General features: G+C 59.5%; 16 protein-coding genes. 4 read left to right on the plus strand and 12 right to left on the minus strand.

The window, feature by feature from the left end:
• Positions 1-96: 96 nt before the first annotated feature.
• The 5 genes from SIK97_RS04840 to SIK97_RS04860 all read right to left on the minus strand — a co-directional run bounded on the left by SIK97_RS04840 (position 97) and on the right by SIK97_RS04860 (position 4202).
• The gene (locus SIK97_RS04840; RefSeq protein WP_025106458.1) at positions 97-1059 is read right to left on the minus strand and encodes a LacI family DNA-binding transcriptional regulator; all 963 of its coding nucleotides are present in this window, start codon (positions 1057-1059) and stop codon (positions 97-99) included.
• Between the two features lie 56 nt (positions 1060-1115).
• The gene (locus SIK97_RS04845) at positions 1116-2030 is read right to left on the minus strand and encodes an ROK family protein (RefSeq protein ID WP_057173211.1); all 915 of its coding nucleotides are present in this window, start codon (positions 2028-2030) and stop codon (positions 1116-1118) included.
• Between the two features lie 187 nt (positions 2031-2217).
• Positions 2218-2532 carry a PTS lactose/cellobiose transporter subunit IIA gene (locus SIK97_RS04850; RefSeq protein ID WP_014226542.1) on the minus strand — a complete coding sequence of 105 codons (315 nt, stop codon included), beginning with the start codon at positions 2530-2532 and terminating at the stop codon, positions 2218-2220.
• Positions 2533-2555: 23 nt separating this feature from the next.
• Positions 2556-3878 carry a PTS cellobiose transporter subunit IIC gene (locus tag SIK97_RS04855; RefSeq protein ID WP_004134311.1) on the minus strand — a complete coding sequence of 441 codons (1323 nt, stop codon included), beginning with the start codon at positions 3876-3878 and terminating at the stop codon, positions 2556-2558.
• A gap of 9 nt (positions 3879-3887) precedes the next feature.
• Positions 3888-4202 (minus strand): PTS sugar transporter subunit IIB, encoded by a 315-nt coding sequence (locus SIK97_RS04860; RefSeq protein ID WP_004104871.1) that lies wholly within the window; start codon positions 4200-4202, stop codon positions 3888-3890.
• Between the two features lie 174 nt (positions 4203-4376).
• Between SIK97_RS04860 and SIK97_RS04865 the strand changes: the two genes are divergently transcribed.
• The 4 genes from SIK97_RS04865 (at position 4377) to SIK97_RS04880 (ending at position 10872) form a co-directional block, all read left to right on the plus strand.
• Positions 4377-5648 carry a PTS sugar transporter subunit IIC gene (locus SIK97_RS04865; RefSeq protein ID WP_025106460.1) on the plus strand — a complete coding sequence of 424 codons (1272 nt, stop codon included), beginning with the start codon at positions 4377-4379 and terminating at the stop codon, positions 5646-5648.
• Positions 5649-5871: 223 nt separating this feature from the next.
• Positions 5872-7209: a maltoporin gene (locus SIK97_RS04870; protein ID WP_057173210.1), complete on the plus strand. Its 1338-nt coding sequence runs from the start codon at positions 5872-5874 to the stop codon at positions 7207-7209.
• Between the two features lie 15 nt (positions 7210-7224).
• Positions 7225-9417 (plus strand): CBM35 domain-containing protein, encoded by a 2193-nt coding sequence (locus SIK97_RS04875; protein WP_192845376.1) that lies wholly within the window; start codon positions 7225-7227, stop codon positions 9415-9417.
• Between the two features lie 54 nt (positions 9418-9471).
• Positions 9472-10872 (plus strand): glycoside hydrolase family 1 protein, encoded by a 1401-nt coding sequence (locus SIK97_RS04880; RefSeq protein WP_057173208.1) that lies wholly within the window; start codon positions 9472-9474, stop codon positions 10870-10872.
• A 188-nt stretch (positions 10873-11060) separates the two neighbouring features.
• On the opposite strand, the gene SIK97_RS04885 is transcribed toward SIK97_RS04880, so the two are convergent.
• From SIK97_RS04885 to hypA, 7 genes are all read right to left on the minus strand, one after another.
• Entirely contained in the window at positions 11061-12008 is a 948-nt protein-coding gene (locus SIK97_RS04885; RefSeq protein ID WP_032750987.1) for an alpha/beta hydrolase, read from the minus strand.
• Between the two features lie 117 nt (positions 12009-12125).
• Positions 12126-14198: a formate hydrogenlyase transcriptional activator FlhA gene (gene flhA / locus SIK97_RS04890; protein ID WP_057173207.1), complete on the minus strand. Its 2073-nt coding sequence runs from the start codon at positions 14196-14198 to the stop codon at positions 12126-12128.
• Between the two features lie 231 nt (positions 14199-14429).
• Positions 14430-15440, minus strand: coding sequence for a hydrogenase expression/formation protein HypE (gene hypE / locus SIK97_RS04895; RefSeq protein ID WP_057173206.1), 1011 nt, complete (start codon positions 15438-15440; stop codon positions 14430-14432).
• On the minus strand, positions 15437-16558 hold the full coding sequence (gene hypD, locus SIK97_RS04900) for a hydrogenase formation protein HypD (RefSeq protein ID WP_014839321.1): 1122 nt from the start codon (positions 16556-16558) through the stop codon (positions 15437-15439). The genes hypE and hypD overlap by 4 nt, the downstream gene beginning before the upstream one ends.
• Complete coding sequence (locus tag SIK97_RS04905; protein WP_004104861.1) at positions 16559-16831, minus strand: HypC/HybG/HupF family hydrogenase formation chaperone; 273 nt, start codon at positions 16829-16831, stop codon at positions 16559-16561.
• Positions 16822-17694, minus strand: a complete 873-nt coding sequence (hypB, locus tag SIK97_RS04910; RefSeq protein ID WP_049083798.1) for a hydrogenase nickel incorporation protein HypB — start codon at positions 17692-17694, stop codon at positions 16822-16824. Before hypB ends, SIK97_RS04905 begins: the two co-directional genes overlap by 10 nt.
• 7 nt (positions 17695-17701) lie before the next feature.
• Positions 17702-18046 carry a hydrogenase maturation nickel metallochaperone HypA gene (hypA, locus tag SIK97_RS04915; RefSeq protein ID WP_004114752.1) on the minus strand — a complete coding sequence of 115 codons (345 nt, stop codon included), beginning with the start codon at positions 18044-18046 and terminating at the stop codon, positions 17702-17704.
• Between the last annotated feature and the right edge of the window lie 177 nt (positions 18047-18223).

Below are 18223 nucleotides of genomic sequence, written 5' to 3' on the forward strand. Positions count from 1 at the left end.
AAATAATTATTATTTAGATGTGAGGCGAATGATTAGCGTGCGAACCCGCGGCCGGAGAGGAAAAGGCCCGGCCACGCGGAAGGCCGGACGCTGAAATCAGGAGAGATCGGCCACCGACTGGCGGGGGATCAGGCGGCCCGCCAGCGTGCGCCCTTCGGGAGAGAAGGTGGGGCGCTCGTCAATCAGGTTGCGGATACGCTGCAGGCAGTTCTCCATCAGCTGCTCCAGCGGCCAGGAGATACAGGTCAGCGGCGGATTGAGCAGCGAGGCGAGGGGAGAATCTTCCAGGCTCAGCAGCGAGACCTCCTGCGGTACGGCAACGTTGAACTCGCGCAGCAGGCGCATCGCTTCGGCGGCGTAGCGGTCCCGTTTCACGATAATCACCGAGTATTTGCTGAAGCTGTTAATCAGCGTCAGCAGCGCCTGTTCAACGTTATCGTTGGCCGCCAGCATCAGCTGCCGGTTAAAAGGGATGGAGTAGTTTTGCAGGACGTTGCGATAGCCTTCGAGCATCTGGCGGCTGGCGTCATCGCTGTCGTTATCAACGATCAGCGCGATATTGCGATGGCCCTTGCCGATCACGTAGCGGCAGGCGCTTTCGGTGGCAAAAGCGTAGTCGTAGCCCTGATTATTGACCCCGGCAATGCTGAAGCGGTCAAAGGAGATCACGTTGCGCGGCGCATCCGCCGGCACGGCGCCGAGCACCACCACCGCCACGCACTGGCGCTGTAAATCGTCGACGACCGCCGCCTGTTCCGCCGCATCCGTGACGTACTGAACAATCAGGTTTTTATTCAGCCCCTTCAGCGCTAGCGAGAGCATCGGCAGCAGGCGCGCGCCGCTGCTGTCATCGTTCGCCGGGATCACCAGCCCCACGTGATTGGATGTCTGACTGGCGAGGTTTTGCGCGGCAAAGCTCGGGCGGTAGTTAAGTTCCTCTACCGCGCGCAGCACCGCTTCCCGGCTCTCTTCGCGCACGCCCCGCGTGCCGGTCAGCACGCGGGATACCGTCGCTCGGGAGACATTCGCTAATCTTGAAACATCATCAATGGTTGGCATGGCATTTTCTGTCTGAATATTTTCGCCTAGCTTAGCATACCTGCTGAAAAAAGTGTCTACCGCCGACCGGCTTCAGCGTTGGCCAGAACCGGCAGCCAGGCCGCGCCGCGCACGCCGCTGGCGTCGCCGAAGCGGGCCTGTTTGATCTGCGTTCGGCAGCTGTCGGAAAAGAGATACGGGACAATCGCCGACGGCAGCTGCTCATAGATTTGCCCGACGTTGGAGAGCCCGCCGCCCAGTACAATCACCTGCGGATCGAGGATATTGATTACCGACGCCAGGCTACGGCCGAAAGCGTCAATAAAATGCCGCCAGTGGGCCAGCGCCTGCGGTTCGCCGTTTTGCGCGGCGGCGATAATCGCTTCCGCAGGCGCCTGCTCGCCGTAGCGGCGGGCAAAGCCGGTACCGGAGATAAAGCTTTCGATGCAATTTTCTTTGCCGCAGTAGCAGGGCTGCGCCGGGCCGTCGCGCTCGGGGCAATAGCCCGGCAGAGGATTGTGTCCCCATTCGCCAGCGATGGCGTTAGGCCCGCTGAGCAGCCGTTGGTTCACCGCAACGCCGCCGCCGCAGCCGGTACCGATGATAACGCCGAATACGGTCGTTGCCCCCGCGCCCGCGCCGTCTACCGCCTCAGAGAGAGTGAAGCAGTCGGCATCGTTCGCCATCCATACCGGTTGACCAAGTTCCCGCATCAGGTCATGACGCAGGTCGTGGCCGTTGAGCACCAGACAGTTACAGTTTTTAATCAGGCCGCTTTGCGGGTCGATAGCCCCCGGCAGGCCGATGCCGATGGTAAACGGCCGTTCGCTCCAGTCGCGGACGGTCGCAATCAGTCCGAGCAGCTGCTGCATAAACGCCTGATAGCTCTCTTTATGCGTCGGACGGCGCTGGCGATAGACGCACTCGCCCGCCGCGTTGAGCAGGACGGCTTCCATTTTGGTGCCGCCAATGTCTAAACCCAGATGTAGCATGGTTGTCCTTAATTGTGGTCGACGGTTTCCCGGGCCGCTACGCGTGTAGTTCAGGTAGCCCGGCTAAGCGCAGCGCGAGCCGGGAAGTCAGTCAGCCAGGTGACATGAGCATTTACCGTTTTCCCGGGTTGCGGCGTAAACGCCTTACCCGGGCTACGTCATCTCCTCTCCCCGGAGAGGGGGAACCCTACGCGTGCAGCGGTCGCGAGCGGTAAATGGCGATCAGTTCGCCGATCAGCTCTTTCGCCAGAATCGAGGTCATCAGATGATCCTGAGCGTGAACCATCACCAGAGTCATTTTGGTTTTACCCTCGCCTTCGTCGGCCTCAATCAGCTGGGTCTGTACCAAATGCGCCTCGCGGGCAAAATGCGCCGCTTCTTTCATTTTTTCGTCGGCGGCGGCGAAATCACCCGCTTTAGCGCAGCTCAGCGCTTCGTAACAGAGACTACGCGACTGCCCGGCGTTGATGATGATACCCATTACCTGTTCTTCTAATTCCATGACAAACCTCTGAATAGTATGAATTATGCGGACTGCGGCGCGCTTTCGGCCTGGGCCGCCGCGTTAGCGTGCTCCTGCTCCAGCAGCTGTTTTTCGTAGGCTTTGAGGAACGGCAGATACATCACCATCGCCGTCGCCATGCAAATCAGGCACATGATCACCGGGCTAAAGCTCCAGTTCGCCGCCCACGAGGCGCCGATAGGGGCCGGCGTCGTCCACGGCGTCATCGACACCACGCGGCTCACCAGGTCCAGCTTCAGCGCAAAGTAGGCCAGGGTTGCGTTGATCATCGGCACCAGCACGAACGGCAGGAAGAACAGCGGATTCATAATGATCGGCGCGCCGAACAGAATCGGTTCGTTGATGTTAAATACGCCCGGCACTACGCCCATCCGGCCAATCGTCCGCAGATGCACCGCCTTACTGCGCAGCAGCATCAAAGCCAGCGGCAGGGTGGAGCCGACGCCGCCGATCAGCAGATAGTGATCCCAGAAGCCCTGGACATAGATATGCGGGATCGCGGTGCCTGCGGCCATCGCCGCCTGGTTGATCGACAGGTTCGCCATCCAGAACGGATTCATAATCCCGGTGACGATCAGCGCCCCGTGAATGCCGGCAAACCACAGCACCTGGCACACCAGCACCGACAGCAGAATCGCCGGTAGGGTATCGGACGCCGCCACCAGCGGTTTCACCAGCGACATGATCGCTTCCGGGATGATCATGCCCAGCTGCGCTTCGATAAACAGATTCAGCGGATGCAGCGTCAGCACGATCGCCAGCACCGGGATCAGGATCTCAAACGAGCGCGCCACGCCCGCCGGCACTTCAGGCGGCAGACGGATCGTAATATTGTGGCGCTTGAGGAAGGCGTACAGCTCGGTAGAGTAAATCGCCACCAGAATTGCGGTGAAGATCCCCTGGCCGGAGAAGTAGGCGGTGGAGATCTGGCCATCTTTCAGCGGCGCGGCCACCAGCAGGAACGACATCAGGGACAGCATCCCGGCGGTCAGCGAGTCCAGATTGTGGTGTTTTGCCAGGCTGGCGGCGATCCCGACGGCGATAAACAGCGTCATCACCCCCATGCTGAAGTTAAACGGCAGCATCAGCGCATCTCGATGATCGAGAGAAAATTGCAGCCAGGCGCGGGCAAAGCCCCACGTCGTATCCGGGGAAAACGGCGGGAAGATAAAGACCAGCAAAAACGAGCCGACGATCATAAAGGGCAGGGCGGTAATAAAACCGTCGCGGATGGAGGTGACGTATTTTTGTTGGCCGATCGCCCCCGCCATAGGCGTGATCTTCTGTTCAATCACGGCGATCAGCTTCGCGTACAGAGAGCTCATGATCTTTCCTTAGTTTTTGTTATCGATAAGGGAAAGCGCGAAATCCAGTACGGCGCCGCCTTTCTGCATGCCGTAATCCATCATGTTGATGGGTTCCACGCGGATACCGTATTTATCAGCCTGCTTTTGCAGATCTTTCTGCATGTATTTCACCTGCGGCCCCAGCAGGACCACCTGGTAATGGCCGACCTGTTGATCGAATTCCGCGACGCCAAAGGCGTTGATCTCCACCGGCAGACCGCGCTGCTCGGCTTCGGCGATCATTTTTTTCACCAGCAGGCTGGTGGACATGCCCGCGGAACAGCACAACATTATCTTTTTCATATATCGCTCCTGATGAGATGGATGCGCCGACTATAGTCATAACGGATATAAAACGGAAAGCGCTTTCCGTTTGTGGATTTATTTATTGTGACCACGATCACCTATGGCGGGCTTTTACTTTACCCGGGAGTGCGCGATCATCCTGGCGACACCTCTATTCTTAAAGGCAGGATTATGAACATTCAGTTGATGAATGTTGCCGTCGATATCATCGAGCAGCGGCTGGCGCCGCTGGCCAACGTTCTGACGCGCAATAACCACATTACGGCGATGCGCGACAGCTTTGCGCTGGCGATGCCGTTTGTGATTGTGGGAAGTTTGCTGGTGCCGATTTTGTTTCCGCCCGTTTCCATCAACGGCGCATCGGCTTTCGGCCAGTTCTATTTCCAGCTGCGGCCCATTCTGCTGCCAACCTTTGAATTGACTATCGGGCTGGTGGCGCTGATTGTGGCCTTCGGCGCCAGCGCCAGCCTTGCCAAGCAGTACCGGCTGCCGGAGCGGCTCTGCGGGCTGACCGGCTGCCTGGCGTTTTTGCTGTTTATCGGCTTTCGCGACAACGGCGCGACCAATATTTTCCTCGGCGGAATGGGGATTTTTACCGCGCTGATTTCAAGCACTTACTCTATTGAAATCGTGCGCTTTTTCTATAAGAAAGGCTGGTGCATCCGCCTGCCGGAAGAGGTGCCGGTGATGACCCGCAACGGCTTTCAGCTGCTGATCCCGCTGCTGGTGGTGATGCTCTCTATTAGCGTCATCAACGCGCTGCTGCTGCAGAGCACCGGGCGCATTTTACCGGAGCTGATTAGCGAAGCGGTGCGGCCGCTGGTGGTGGCGTCCGATACCCTAACTGCGGTATTAATTTCTTTATTTATCTGCAACCTGCTTTGGTTTGTCGGCATTCACGGCGCGCTGATTATCACCGGGATTATGAACCCGTTCTGGATGACCTATCTGTTTGAAAACCAGCAGGCGCTGGCCGCCGGTTCCGCTACGCTGCCGCATATCTACCTGCAGGGATTCTGGGATTTCTACCTGCTGATCGGCGGTATCGGCTCGACGCTGCCGCTGGTGTTTATGGCGATGCGCAGCCGTTCGCGGCAGCTGAAAAGCGTGGGGAAAATTGGCCTGCTGCCCTCGCTGTTTAACATCAATGAGCCGATATTGTTCGGCTTTCCGATTATCATGAACCCGGTTTTCCTGCTGCCGTTTCTTTTTGTGCCGCTGATAAATGCCTGTATCGCCTGGTATTTAACCCATCTTGGGGTTCTCGATCGGGCGGTGGCGATGCTGCCGTGGTCGATGCCGGCGCCGCTCGGCGCGGCGTGGTCAGCCAACGGCAGCTGGAAAAACCTCTGCATGTGCCTGTTCGCCATTTTTAATGCCTGGATGCTCTATCGTCCGTTCTTCAAGGTCTATGAACGGCAGCTCGCCGACGCCGAACGCTAAGCTTTTCGCCTGCCTGCCACAGCCCGCCGCGCGCGGGCTTTTTTATTTCCGCTCAAAGATGTGATCTAAATCACGAATATTTGCCCGCTATCGTTAAATTTGTGAACTCATCCGGCAATTACGGAAAGCGCTTTCCATTAACGGATGTACATTTCCAATTTTGATCCGTAAATTTCCTCCCGTTCTCAGGCAGTGTTAATAAAAAAATAACCAAGGATAAAAAATGATCAGGCTAAATCATTCAATACCTCTGTCTTTACTCGCCCTCGCGGTGATGAGCGACTGCGCCATCGCCGATCAGAAGTACGATTTTATGCTCCACGGCTATATCCGTTCGGGGATCCTCGCCAACGCCGACGGTAACCGCGCCGACTCCGTTGGCCTGATGCCGGACGGCAAGTGGCGTCTGGGCAACGAAGAGGACACCAAGATCGAACTGATCCCGACGGTGACGTTAACCTCGGACAGCGGCGTGGTGGCTAAAGTCCAGGCCAACATTACCCATCAGTCGAAATGCACCTCAGACTGGAACTGTCAGGATGACGACGGGCATGATGTGCAGTTCCGTGAAGGTTTTGCCGAACTGTCAAATCTCGACTTCGCCCCGGAAATGACCTTCTGGGCCGGTAAGCGCTACAGCAGCTCCAACACCTCCAGCCACCAGTTCGACTGGGAGTACATTCAGTACAACGGTACCGGCGGCGGCTTCGACAACATGGATCTCGGCTTCGCGCGCTTCGATGCCGGGGTTTACGCCTTCTCGCCGACGGATGAAACCAAAGCCTACCCGGTCGACAAAGGCGATCAGGGCTATCCGGATGACTACTCGCTCAACCTGTGGCTGAAAAAGATCGGCGGCACCGGCTTCGATCTTGAGCTGATTGGCCACCACATGAACCGCAACGAGAAGCACCCGACCTCGGCGGAGAAGGGCTACGGCGTGACCGGCGTTTACAACTTTGACGGCTTTTACGGCCTGACCGGCGGCTACTCTCGCGTGGTCTTCCAGTACGGGCGCGGCCTGGCGGCGGGAGACTCGCTGGGTAAAAACGGCTGGGGCTGGGCAAACCTCGACGATACCCAGTCCTGGCGCGTGGTGCTGGATAACATGGCCTCGCTCGGCGACTGGGAAATCTCCACGTTCGCCTACTATCAGAAAGACAAAAACTACCGCTGGTGGACGGAAGACGCCGAAGGCTGGGGGCGCACCAGCTGGGTGGCGGGGATTCGCCCGTACCAGCAGATCACCAAAAACTTCGCCATGCAGTACGAGCTGGGCTACGAATATCTCGACGATAAAAACTACAAAGGCGTGGACGGCAAAGGCAAAGGCGGCCTGACTAAAGTGACCATCGCGCCGACCCTGACCTTTGATTCCGGCTTCTGGACTCGCCCGCAGCTGCGCTTCTTCGTGACTTACGCGAAGTGGGATAAAGGGGTGTCCGACGCGCTGGACGGCAACTACGACTGGAGCACCAATACCCTTTCCGCCGGTAGCTACTCGCGCAGCGGCGACACCGATACGCTGAACTTCGGCGTGCAGGCCGAAGTCTGGTTCTAAGGAGAGATAACGATGATTAAGCCGGTGAAAAAACTGATGCTCGTCGCGCTGCTTTCGGCGCTGGGAAGCGCAGGCGCGATGGCCGCGGAGCAGTCGCACTTTGAACACTTTATTACCCGCGACGGCGCAACGTTAAAAGATGGCGACAAGGTGTTCCGCTTTGCGGGCATTCATGCGCCGGAACTGCACCGTATCGAGGACGATGCGCGCGGTACCTGCAAGGCCGACTCGCGCGGCTGGGGGCAATACTTCCGCTGGCCGACGGCGGAGGAACAGGAAAACTGGATTAAAGCGCTCGTGCAAACCGGCGCCAGGGCGCAGCGGGTATACGTACTCTCGGTGCAGCAGACGTTTGACGAGGCCTGCGGTCGCGAAACCCATATTCTGGCCCCGGAAACCGCCGACGGCATGCCGCGCCTGAACGAAAAGGCGATGCGGGTGTACGACAACATGATCGCCGAGGCGGACAAACAGGGGCTGCGCCTGATTCTGCCGTTTATCGATCACTGGTGGTGGTGGGGCGGTCGCGAGCAGCTGGCGGCGTTCTACCACGAAAAGCCGGAGGATTTTTACCGTACCGACAGTAAAACCTTCAAGGCCTATCTTGATGTGATACGCCAGGTTATCACCCGTACCAACAGCGTGACCGGGCGCCCTTACTATGACGAAAAAGCGATTATGGCCTGGGAGACCGGCAACGAGCTGGAGGACACCAACGCGGCGTTCCTTCAGCAGACCGCCGCGTGGATCAAAAAGTGGGCGCCGCACCAGCTGGTGGTGGATAGTACCTATAAGAAAATTAATGCGTTTGCGCTTAACGATCCCCATGTTGATATCGTCAGCAACCACTATTACACCAATGCCGATAACAACCACCCCGAACAGGTGAAAAAAGACCTGACGGCGGCAGCGGGTAAGAAAGTCTACATGGTGGGCGAATTTGGCCTGCTGGACGCGCAGCAGCTTAACGCCATTATGCAGTCGATCGTCCATAGCGAAGTCAACGGCGCGCAGGCGGCGGGCGGTTTAATCTGGGGCTTCCGCGGTCATCGTCACGACGGCGGCTTCTACTGGCACAAAGAGTCCACCGGCCACTACAGCTACCATCTGCCGGGCTTCCCGGTCGAAGGTAAGGCCAACCAGGAGATGGAGGTGGTCGACCTGGTGCGCACCGCCGCCGCGCAGATGAACGGGCAGGAGAAAGCGCCGCCGCTGCCGAAACCTGACGCGCCGACGCTGCGGCCGACGGATTCACCGTTTGCGATCAACTGGCTGGGGGCGGCGGTAGGGCGCGCCTATGATGTTGAGCGCGCTGATTCGCCATCCGGGCCGTGGAAGGTCGTGGGGCGCGACATTTCCGACGGCGTTAACGAGTGGAACCCGCAGACGATGGATCTGTTCCGCGATGACTATCGCAGTCTGCGGCTGGGGAATACGTACTATTACCGCGTCATCGCTAAAAACGAGAGCGGCAGTTCATCGCCTTCGAACGTGATTAGCGTGAAGCATACTCAGGCGAATCAGGCGCCGGTAGTGGCGCTGGCGGAGACGCTCACCACCAGCCAGGACCAGGGCGTGCAGCTCAGCGCGAGCTGGCGCGATGACGCCCTCCCGGACCGAAACGTGACGGTGAGCTGGAGCAACGGCGGCAGCGCGCAGGCCCACTTCTGCGCGACGGATAAAGCCGAAACCCGCGCCTGGTTCAGCGCCCCCGGTGAATACGCGCTGACTTTTAGCGCCGATGACGGTCTGCTCAAAAGCAGCAAAACCGTTAAGGTCACGGTGACGGAAGCCGTCGGTAAAGTCCCCGCCGACTACTGCCGTTTTGGCGGCGGGGTATTGAACGTGACCGATGGCAAGATTGCGGCGGCGAAAAGCGAAAAAGACGCGCTGGCGATTGGCGACGACGGCTTCCTCGGGCCGTTCGCCAACGACGGGGATAAGGTCAGCTGGCAGGTTTCCGCGCCGTGGGCCGGCAAGTATCAGCTGCGGGTGACGTTCAGCGGCAAATGGGGCGGCAAGAAAAACTCGTTTATCGTCAACGACGGCGCGCCAATCGCGGTTGAATTCCCGCAGACCGATGAGCAGGGCCAGCAGCTGCTGGTGCCGGTTGAGCTGAAGGCCGGCGATAACCGCATCGACTTCGGTAAATTCGCCGGCGACTGGGGCTACATGTTTATCAAATCGATTGAAGTGGTTGCAGAGTAGTGCTTATTGGCTGCGCCCGTTGGGTGCGGCCTTTTTTAACTTACAGGAGGCGTTATGACCCGGTATCAGTTTCCGGAAGGCTTTTTATGGGGCGCGGCGGCATCCGGTCCGCAAACGGAAGGGATAAGCAACAAGCCGCACCGTTCTATTTGGGATAGCTGGTTTGCCGAACAGCCGGAACGTTTTTATCAGCAGATTGGGCCGCAAACCGTTTGCGACACCTATCATCAGTATCCCCAGGACGTGGCGTTGATGAAGCGGACCGGGTTCAACTCCTTCCGCACGTCGATTCAGTGGTCGCGGCTGATTGACGACTTCGAAACCGGCACGCCCAATGCGGACGCGGTGCGTTTCTATCATGCCTACCTTGATGAGATGATTGAAAACGGCATCGAGCCGATGATCAACCTCTATCATTTTGACATGCCGGAAGCGCTGCAAAAGCAGTACGGCGGCTTTGAGTCGGCGCACGTGACCGATCTCTTCGCGCGTTTTGCCCGTACCGCTTTTGAGCTATTCGGTCACAAGGTGAAATACTGGATTACCTTCAACGAGCCGATTGTGCCGGTTGAGGGCGGCTACCTGTACGACTTCCACTATCCCTGCAAGAAAGACGGCAGGCTGGCGGCGCAGGTGGCGTTTAACATTATGCTGGCCCACGCCAAAGCGGTGCGCGAGTTTCGCGCGCTGGCGCTGGAAAGCGAGATTGGCGTAGTGCTGAATCTGACGCCGTCCTATACCCGCAACGACAGCGCGGAAGATCAAAAAGCGGCGTGGTATGCGGATCTGTTCTTCAACCGCAGCTTCCTCGATCCGCTGGTGAAGCATCAGTTCCCGAAAGCGCTGTGCGAAATTCTGGCCGCGCACCACTGCCTGCCGGAGGTGACAAAAGCCGACGTGGAGCTGATTACCGGATCGCGCGTCGATTTTCTCGGCGTTAACTATTACGTTCCGCGGCGGGTGAAGGCGCGCGAAAGCGACTATACGCTGGACTATTTCACCCCGGAGGTCTATTTCGAAAACTACGTGAATCCGCAAGGGCGCTTTAATCCTTATCGCGATAATAATGAGATTCTGCCGCAGGCGATTTATGACATTGCCGCCAATATTCGCGATAACTACGGCAATATAAAGTGGTTCCTCGCGGAAATCGGTATTGCGATGGATATTGAGTCGGAAGGCGAACCGGGCGAAGACGGGGTGATTGACGATTCGTTCCGCATCGGCCTGATGGAAGAGCATCTGGTGCAGCTGCACCGCGCGATAGCCGACGGCGCGAACTGCTTTGGCGTGCATCAGTGGACCTTTATCGATAACTGGTCGTGGATTAACTCGTTCAAGCGCCGCTACGGTTTCTGGCGGCTCGACCTGCAAACCGGAGAGCGGCAGATAAAGCGCAACGCGCTGTGGTTTGCCGAACTGGCGACCAGCAACGGCTTCAGTTCTGATAAATAGCTCGGCAAAATCCCCCGGAGGCGGCGCTTGACGCGCCTGTCCGGGCTACCAAACCGCACGAACTTGTAGCCGGCCAGATGCGCAGCATCGCCTCCGGAAAACCGTACCTACCGGGGCTTCGAGGTCCCCGCCGTCTGTGGACAGGTAGCCCGGCTAAGGCGTCAGCCGCGAGCCGGGGATTACCGGCGCTATTTTTTCATTTCCGCCAGCGAGGCTATCCAGTTCATCGCCAGCTGCGGCCACTCGGCGGCGGGCAGGCCCCGGGTCCCGCGAATGCCAAATCCGTGTTTCCCCTCGGCGAACAGATGCAGCTCGGTCGGCACCTGCTGCGCGCGCAGGGCGTTAAACATCACCAGCGCGTTATCCACCGGCACGGAAGGATCGTCCACCGCGTGGAAAATAAAGGTCGGCGGCGTTTGCGGCGTGACGTTCTGCTCCGGTGAATAGCGGTGCTGCCGCTCTGCCGTCGGCGTTTCGCCAATCAATGCCTTGCGCGATCCGGGATGGGCAATCGCCGGATCCATGGAAATAACCGGATAGCCGAGCACCGCGAAGTCCGGCCGCGCGCTCTGCTGGTCAACCGCGTCCACGGCGGCGTAAGCCGGTTCGCTATAGCGTGTCTCCAGGCTTGCCGCCACGTGTCCCCCGGCGGAAAAGCCCATAATGCCGATTTTTTGCGGGTCGATATGCCAATCGGCGGCCCGCGCCCGCAGGGTACGCAGCGCGCGCTGCGCATCGGCCAACGGCGCCTCGCTGCCTTCCGCGTGACCGTCCGCCGGCATCCGATAGGTCATCACAAACAGGGTATAGCCCCGGGCGTTAAATACCGGGGCGAGATCGCTGCCCTCTTTATCCAATACCACTCGCTGGTAAGAGCCGCCCGGCGTCACCAGCAGCGCGATACCGTTGGGCTTCTCTGGCGCGTAAACGGTAATTGTCGGAGCGCGAACGCCGGTGACCGCGCGATCGGGCAGCGAGGGGTCTTTGCTGCGCTCCACCAGCGATTCGCTCGCCGGGCTGTTTTTGGCGCCGGGCGCTTCACCGCCGGGCCAGACGGAAAAGGTGGGAAGAGAGGAAAATGCAGCCTGAGAAGCCAAAAGCAAAGCGATGGCGGCGGCCAGAGGTAAACGCGTCATAAGCATCTCCATTAAGGAAAAGGCTTATTTATCATTCATCAGGAACGGGTAAAGCGAGTTGTCTCACAGAACGCTGTTTCATTAAAATCAAAATGAAACAGCGTTCTGAAGATGTGCCTACTGCAGCTGGTCTTTATTAATACCCAACCGTTTCATGCGCGAAAGCAGCGTCGTGCGCTTTAATCCCAGACGCTGGGCCGCGCCCTTCGGTCCGGCGACCACGCCGTTGCTCTCTTTCAGCACCCGGACAATCAGCTGGTATTCGTCTTCCCCTTCCTCCGGCAGCACTTCCGCCGCCAGCGGCTCCGTCTCGATACTCATTTCCGGTAAGGAGAGCTGCAGCACGCTGCCGCGGGTCAGCAGCACCGCGCGCTCAATGACGTTCTCCAGTTCGCGCACGTTACCCGGCCACTCCATGCGGCTGAGCAGGCGCAGCGTTTCCGCCGGAATGCTATCAATGTTGCGCCCGAGACGGCGGGCAATTTTAAAAGTGAAGGCCTTCACCAGCAGGGGAATATCCTCCGGCCGCTCGCGCAGGGGAGGCAGGTGGATCGGGAAGACGTTCAGCCGATAGTAGAGATCGCTGCGAAACTCGCGATCGGCGACCATTTGCTTAAGATCGCGGTTGGTGGCGGCGATCAGGCGCACGTCGGTGTGAATCAGCTTATTGCTGCCGAGACGCTCGAACTCCTGCTCCTGCAACACGCGCAGCAGTTTCGGCTGTAGTTCAATCGGCATGTCGCCCACTTCATCGAGAAACAGCGAGCTTTTGTCCGCCAGTTCGAAACGGCCGATACGCTGGGCGCTGGCGCCGGTGAAGGCGCCGCGCTCGTGGCCAAACAGGTCGCTTTCCAGCAGCCCGGCGGGCATCGCCGCGCAGTTCATTTTGACCATCCGGCGGCTATTGCGGCCGCTCAGATTATGAATAGCGCGGGCAATCAGCTCCTTACCGGTGCCGGTTTCGCCGAGGATCAGCACCGTGCTGTCGCTCTGCGCCACCATCTCCACCTGCTTGAGCACGCTGTTCATGGCCTCGCTGCGGCCGATGATTTCGCCAAACTCGCTCTCGACGTTGTTAAGCTGTTCGGTCAGGGCGAGGTTCTCATCGACCAGCCGCTCTTTCAGCCGCTGAATCTCGCGGTAGGCGAGGGCGTTGTCGATGGCGATCGAGACGCGCTCGGCGATTTGCCGCAGCAGCTTGAGGTTGGTGGTGGTGAAGACTTTCTCATCGCACTGCGCCAGCTTCAGCACCCCAAGCAGGGTATTGCCGGACATCAACGGCAGCAGGCACAGGGTCTGAATTTTGTTATCCCACATCTCGAAAAGCATTTTTTCGTACGGCGCCAGCGGGTCGTGCTCATGCAGGTTGAGCAGCAGCATCTCTTTGCTTTTGAATACCCGTTCGGTCAGGGTACCGGCTTCGTCCACTTCGCTCTGGTCGTGCACCGGGTGGCTGGCGTCGAGGTAGTGGGTGGAGTAGATATTGAGCTTGCCTTTGCGGTTGCTGCGCAGTACCACGCTGATGGCGTCGATGCGGAAGTAGCGGTGGATCTCTTTGGCCACTTCGCTGACCAGTTCGTCGATATCCAGCCGCGAGAGTACCGCGTTGGTGATCGCCACCAGGATGCGGAAGTTGTCGCGTTCCCGGCACAGCAGGTCGTAATCAACGTTGTTGCTGACCCGGCTTTGGATCTGTTCGGTCACCACGGCAACGATTTGCGTAAAGGTGTGCAGCCGCTGGTACTCTTTTTCGGTCCACGGCCGGTTGTCGTCGCGAATAAATTCGCAGCCGCCGAAAATACGCCCTTCCGCCGCCAGCGGCAGCAGGCAGTAATAGCCAAAGCTGGGGTAGAGTCCGCTTACGGCGAGCTGCGGCCAGGTTTCGGCAAAGGTGGCGCTATCGCAATGCAGCGCATCTGGGCGCGAGAGCAGGCGTCGAACCGGGCCGTTGGCGAGGACGGTTTCATCCTCGTAGCTCACCGGCTGTCCCGCGTCGTCGCAGGCGTGCCGGACCGCGCGATGGTTGCCGGAATGCCACAGAATAATCGCCGCCCGGTCGGCGAGCGCGGACTGCTGCACCAGGCCGGTCAGCGTCTCGCTCAGCGCGGCCAGATCCGGCTGCTGTAATAAAATGCGGGTGATATCAAACAGACCCTGCTGCCCAAGATCGCCCATCGGTGTATACGACATTGCTTAAGTCCAAAAGCGCCGCAAAGCGGCGCAGAAGAAAGTGATGACACAAATAATAGTCTGTTAATAAAGCGGTTGTGACCGCCATTAACCCATCCGTGGGTGCCCGCTGGTTTGGGCTGGATAATCATGCTGGCTTTTCCCGGCTCGCGCTGCGCTTAGCCGGGCTACAGGTGCGCGCAGTGTTGTAGCCCAGATAAGGCGTTAGCCGCAATCCGGGGGCCCGCACCGTTAACAAATTCTCGGCAGCGGCTCGGCGTGAGGAAGATCCAGCGTACGTTTGACGCCGTACAGGCCGATGGAGCGCACGCCCGCGCGCGGCACAACCTCGCCGATTATCGCCGCATCGCGGCCTAATGGGTGAGACCGTAAATGCGCAAGTACGCTTTCCGCCGCCTCGCGGGCGACGGCGATCAGCAGCTTGCCCTCGTTGGCAAAATTAAGCGCGTCCAGCCCCAGCAGCTCGCACACGCCGCGCACGGTATCGTTCACCGGCAGCTTATTCTCGTGTAGTTCAATCCCGCAGCCGCTGGCGGTGGCGAATTCATGGGCCACCGCGTTAACGCCGCCGCGGGTGGCATCGCGCAGGGCTTTCACGCCAGCAACGTCGCGCAGCGTCTGAATCAAGGGCGTCAGCACCGCGCAGTCGCTGGACAGCGCGCCGTCAAGCCCCATCTGTTCGCGCAGGTTGAGGATCGTTGCCCCGTGATCGCCAAGCGTACCGCTGACCAGCAGCACGTCTCCCGCGCTAATCTGCTGCGCCCCCCAGCGAATACCGGTAGGGATAACGCCGATCCCGGCGGTATTGATAAACAGCTTATCCGCCGCCCCGCGCGGCACCACTTTGGTATCGCCGGTGACAATGGCTATGCCGGCCTCCCGCGCGGTCTGCGCCATGCTGTTCACCACCGCTTCGAGGGTGGCCATCTCCAGCCCCTCTTCGAGAATAAACCCGCAGGAGAGATAGCGCGGCAGCGCGCCGCTCACCGCCACATCGTTGGCGGTGCCGCAGACCGCCAGCTTGCCGATATTGCCGCCTGGGAAAAACAGCGGATCGATGACGTAGCTGTCGGTGGAGAAGGCGAGCCTGTCGCCCTGCGCGCTAAGCTGGGCGAGATCGAGACGCGCCTGATCTTCCTGCTCCGCCAGCCAGGGGTTGGCGAAAGCCTGCATAAACAGGTCGCCGATCAGCTGCTGCATCGCCTGACCGCCGCTACCGTGGGCTAACTGAACGCTTTTCATGCTTCGATTTCCTGACTGCGATATTGATACCAGGCGGCGCAGGCGCCCTCCGATGAGACCATCAGCGCGCCGAACGCGCTCTGCGGGTTGCAGGTATTGCCGAATAGCGGGCACTGGTGCGGTTTGCAGCGGCCGGTCAGCACCTCGCCGCAGCGGGCGCGCGGGTCGTCGCAGACCCGCTGCGGCGCCGGGCGGAAATGTGCTTCGGCGTCGAAACGCTGATACGCGGCCGTCAGATGCACGCCGGAGTCGTTAATCACCCCCAGACCGCGCCACTCGCTATCGCCGCTAAGGCAAAACACCTCGGCGATGGCCGACTGCGCCAGCGGGTTGCCCGCATCGGGCACCACCCGGCGATACTGGTTCTCCACGTCGCTGTGCCGCGCTATTGTCTGCTCAACCAGCATCACCGCGCCTTGCAGTAGATCAAGCGGTTCGAATCCTGCCACCACTAAAGGACGATGATAGTCGCTGGCGATAAATCCGTAGGCGTCGGTGCCAATCACCATGCTGACGTGACCGGGGGCGAGAAACGCGTCGATACCGTTATCCGGCTGGTCGAGCAGGCTGCGCAGGGTCGGCAGCAGGGTGATGTGCTGGCAGAAAAAATAGAAGTTGGCGACGCCGCGCTCGCGGGCCTGGCGCAGGGTCAGGGCGGTGGCGGGCATCGTCGTTTCAAAACCAAGGCCGAAGAACACCACTTCACGCTCGGGGTGCTGCTGCGCCAGCTTCAGGGCGTCCATCGGCGAATAGACGATGCGGACGTCGGCGCCGCGCGATTTAGCCTGCAGCAGTGAACCGTTTTTTCCCGGCACGCGCATGGCGTCGCCAAAGGTGCAGAAAATCACCCCCGGACGGCTGGCGATATCGATACAGGCGTCGATGCGCCCCATCGGCAGCACGCACACCGGGCAGCCGGGGCCGTGAATAAACTCGATATTTTCCGGCAGCAGCTGGTCGAGACCAAATTTAAAAATGGCGTGGGTATGACCGCCGCACACTTCCATAATGCGCAGCGGACGTTCGGCGGTATGCGGCAGCAGGCGCGCGCGCTGCCGGAGGTGTTCCACCAGCTGCATCACCTGTTCCGGGGCGCGGTATTCATCGACATAGCGCATTTACCGCTCCTCGCCGTACAGCAGCGCGCCGACGTCCGGCTCGACTTCAAACATATTTTGCAGCGCCTCGAGGGTATCGCGGGCTTCGGCTTCGTTAATCACGCTCATGGCGAAACCCACGTGGACCAGCACCCACTGACCGAGACGCGGCTGGCCGCGATCGTCAACCGCGCCCACCAGGGTCAGGTCGACTTCGCGCTGAATGCCGCACACTTCGACCTTCGCCAGATTGCCGTCAATGGCGCAGATTTGTCCGGGAATGCCTATGCACATTGTTGCGTCTCCAGCCAGCTAAGCCACTGGCCCATGCCTTCGCCGCTGGTGGCGGAAAGCAGGATGATGTCAATATCCGGGTTCACCTCGCGGGCGCAGGCCAGACACTTTTCTACGTCAAAGTTGAGATACGGCAGCAGGTCGACCTTGTTAAGCAGCATCAGGCTGGCGGCGGCGAACATATGCGGATACTTCAGCGGCTTGTCTTCGCCTTCGGTTACCGACAGCACCGCCACTTTATGACGTTCGCCGAGGTCAAAGCTCGCCGGACACACCAGGTTACCGACGTTTTCGATAAACAGAATGCCGTGGTCCGCCAGCGGCAGGCGCGGCGCGGCGTCGGCGATCATCTGCGCGTCGAGATGGCAGCCTTTGCCGGTGTTGACCTGAATCGCTGGGGTGCCGGTGGCGCGGATGCGCGCGGCGTCGTTCACCGTTTGCTGATCGCCTTCAATCACCGCGCAGGCGGTTTTCTCTTTCAGCCGCAGCAGGGTTTCCGTCAGCAGGGTGGTTTTGCCGGAGCCGGGGCTGGAGACCAGATTCAGCACCAGCTGGTTTTTAGCGGCGAAGCGCGCGCGGTTGCGGGCGGCCAGACGGTTGTTTTTATCCAGCACGTCGATTTCCACTTCCAGCATCCGCCGCTGGCTCTGGCCGGGCGCATGGGTACCCGCCTCGCCGTGACCGTAGTGCAGGTCGCCAGCCTCCGAGCGGGTGGGGGAAAAGTTATCGGTTTTCACGCCGGTAATGTTCATCATCTGGCGCGGGGCGGGCGCGAAGGGTGCGCTGCGAAACGCCGAATGCGGGTTATGCTCGTCGCCTTCTATATAAAGGTTGCCTTCACCGCAGCCGCAGGTTGTACACATAATCTTATTACTCCACTTCTAGTCGCTGAATCTGTAAGCCGTCATCCGCCACGATTTGCAGCCGGTCGCTCTGACACTGCGGGCAGCGGCGCACGTGCTGGGAGATGAGATGCACGTACTGCTGGCAGGATTCACACCAGCATTCAGCCTGTTGTTCGGCGATATGCAGCTCGCAGCCCTCCGCCAGCGTGCCGCGGCACACCAGCTCAAAGCAGAAGGTCAGCGCGCTGGCCTCCACGCAGGAAAACGCCCCGACCTTCAGCCACACGCCGGTCACCCGACGCGCGCCGGCCTGCAGCGCCTGCTGTTCGATAATTTCCAGCGCCCGCTGGCTAAGAGTGATTTCGTGCATGGTGCCTCCGTATCGCGATGGCCCTTTAATGCAATAACGATGCCAGGTCATAGGTAATGTCACGAAAATGTCGATGACACGCTGCAGACGTCGTCATCGACATGTCTTTCCGCCCCCCGTAATTTTATAAACATTTTTAAAATCAATTAATTAAATTTTGGCATGAAAAGTGCTTAA

This window comes from Klebsiella sp. JN_Kp126, assembly GCF_033843325.1.
GTDB classification, from domain to species: domain Bacteria; phylum Pseudomonadota; class Gammaproteobacteria; order Enterobacterales; family Enterobacteriaceae; genus Klebsiella; species Klebsiella michiganensis.

Excerpts from the sequence above, each read along its gene's own strand:
- SIK97_RS04840 (WP_025106458.1), bottom strand. The coding sequence starts at position 1,059 with ATGCCAACCATTGATGATGTTTCAAGATTAGCGAATGTCTCCCGAGCG.
- SIK97_RS04845 (WP_057173211.1), bottom strand. The coding sequence starts at position 2,030 with ATGCTACATCTGGGTTTAGACATTGGCGGCACCAAAATGGAAGCCGTC.
- SIK97_RS04850 (WP_014226542.1), bottom strand. The coding sequence starts at position 2,532 with ATGGAATTAGAAGAACAGGTAATGGGTATCATCATCAACGCCGGGCAG.
- SIK97_RS04855 (WP_004134311.1), bottom strand. The coding sequence starts at position 3,878 with ATGAGCTCTCTGTACGCGAAGCTGATCGCCGTGATTGAACAGAAGATC.
- SIK97_RS04860 (WP_004104871.1), bottom strand. The coding sequence starts at position 4,202 with ATGAAAAAGATAATGTTGTGCTGTTCCGCGGGCATGTCCACCAGCCTG.
- SIK97_RS04865 (WP_025106460.1), top strand. The coding sequence starts at position 4,377 with ATGAACATTCAGTTGATGAATGTTGCCGTCGATATCATCGAGCAGCGG.
- SIK97_RS04870 (WP_057173210.1), top strand. The coding sequence starts at position 5,872 with ATGATCAGGCTAAATCATTCAATACCTCTGTCTTTACTCGCCCTCGCG.
- SIK97_RS04880 (WP_057173208.1), top strand. The coding sequence starts at position 9,472 with ATGACCCGGTATCAGTTTCCGGAAGGCTTTTTATGGGGCGCGGCGGCA.
- SIK97_RS04885 (WP_032750987.1), bottom strand. The coding sequence starts at position 12,008 with ATGACGCGTTTACCTCTGGCCGCCGCCATCGCTTTGCTTTTGGCTTCT.
- flhA (WP_057173207.1), bottom strand. The coding sequence starts at position 14,198 with ATGTCGTATACACCGATGGGCGATCTTGGGCAGCAGGGTCTGTTTGAT.
- hypE (WP_057173206.1), bottom strand. The coding sequence starts at position 15,440 with ATGAAAAGCGTTCAGTTAGCCCACGGTAGCGGCGGTCAGGCGATGCAG.
- hypD (WP_014839321.1), bottom strand. The coding sequence starts at position 16,558 with ATGCGCTATGTCGATGAATACCGCGCCCCGGAACAGGTGATGCAGCTG.
- SIK97_RS04905 (WP_004104861.1), bottom strand. The coding sequence starts at position 16,831 with ATGTGCATAGGCATTCCCGGACAAATCTGCGCCATTGACGGCAATCTG.
- hypB (WP_049083798.1), bottom strand. The coding sequence starts at position 17,694 with ATGTGTACAACCTGCGGCTGCGGTGAAGGCAACCTTTATATAGAAGGC.
- hypA (WP_004114752.1), bottom strand. The coding sequence starts at position 18,046 with ATGCACGAAATCACTCTTAGCCAGCGGGCGCTGGAAATTATCGAACAG.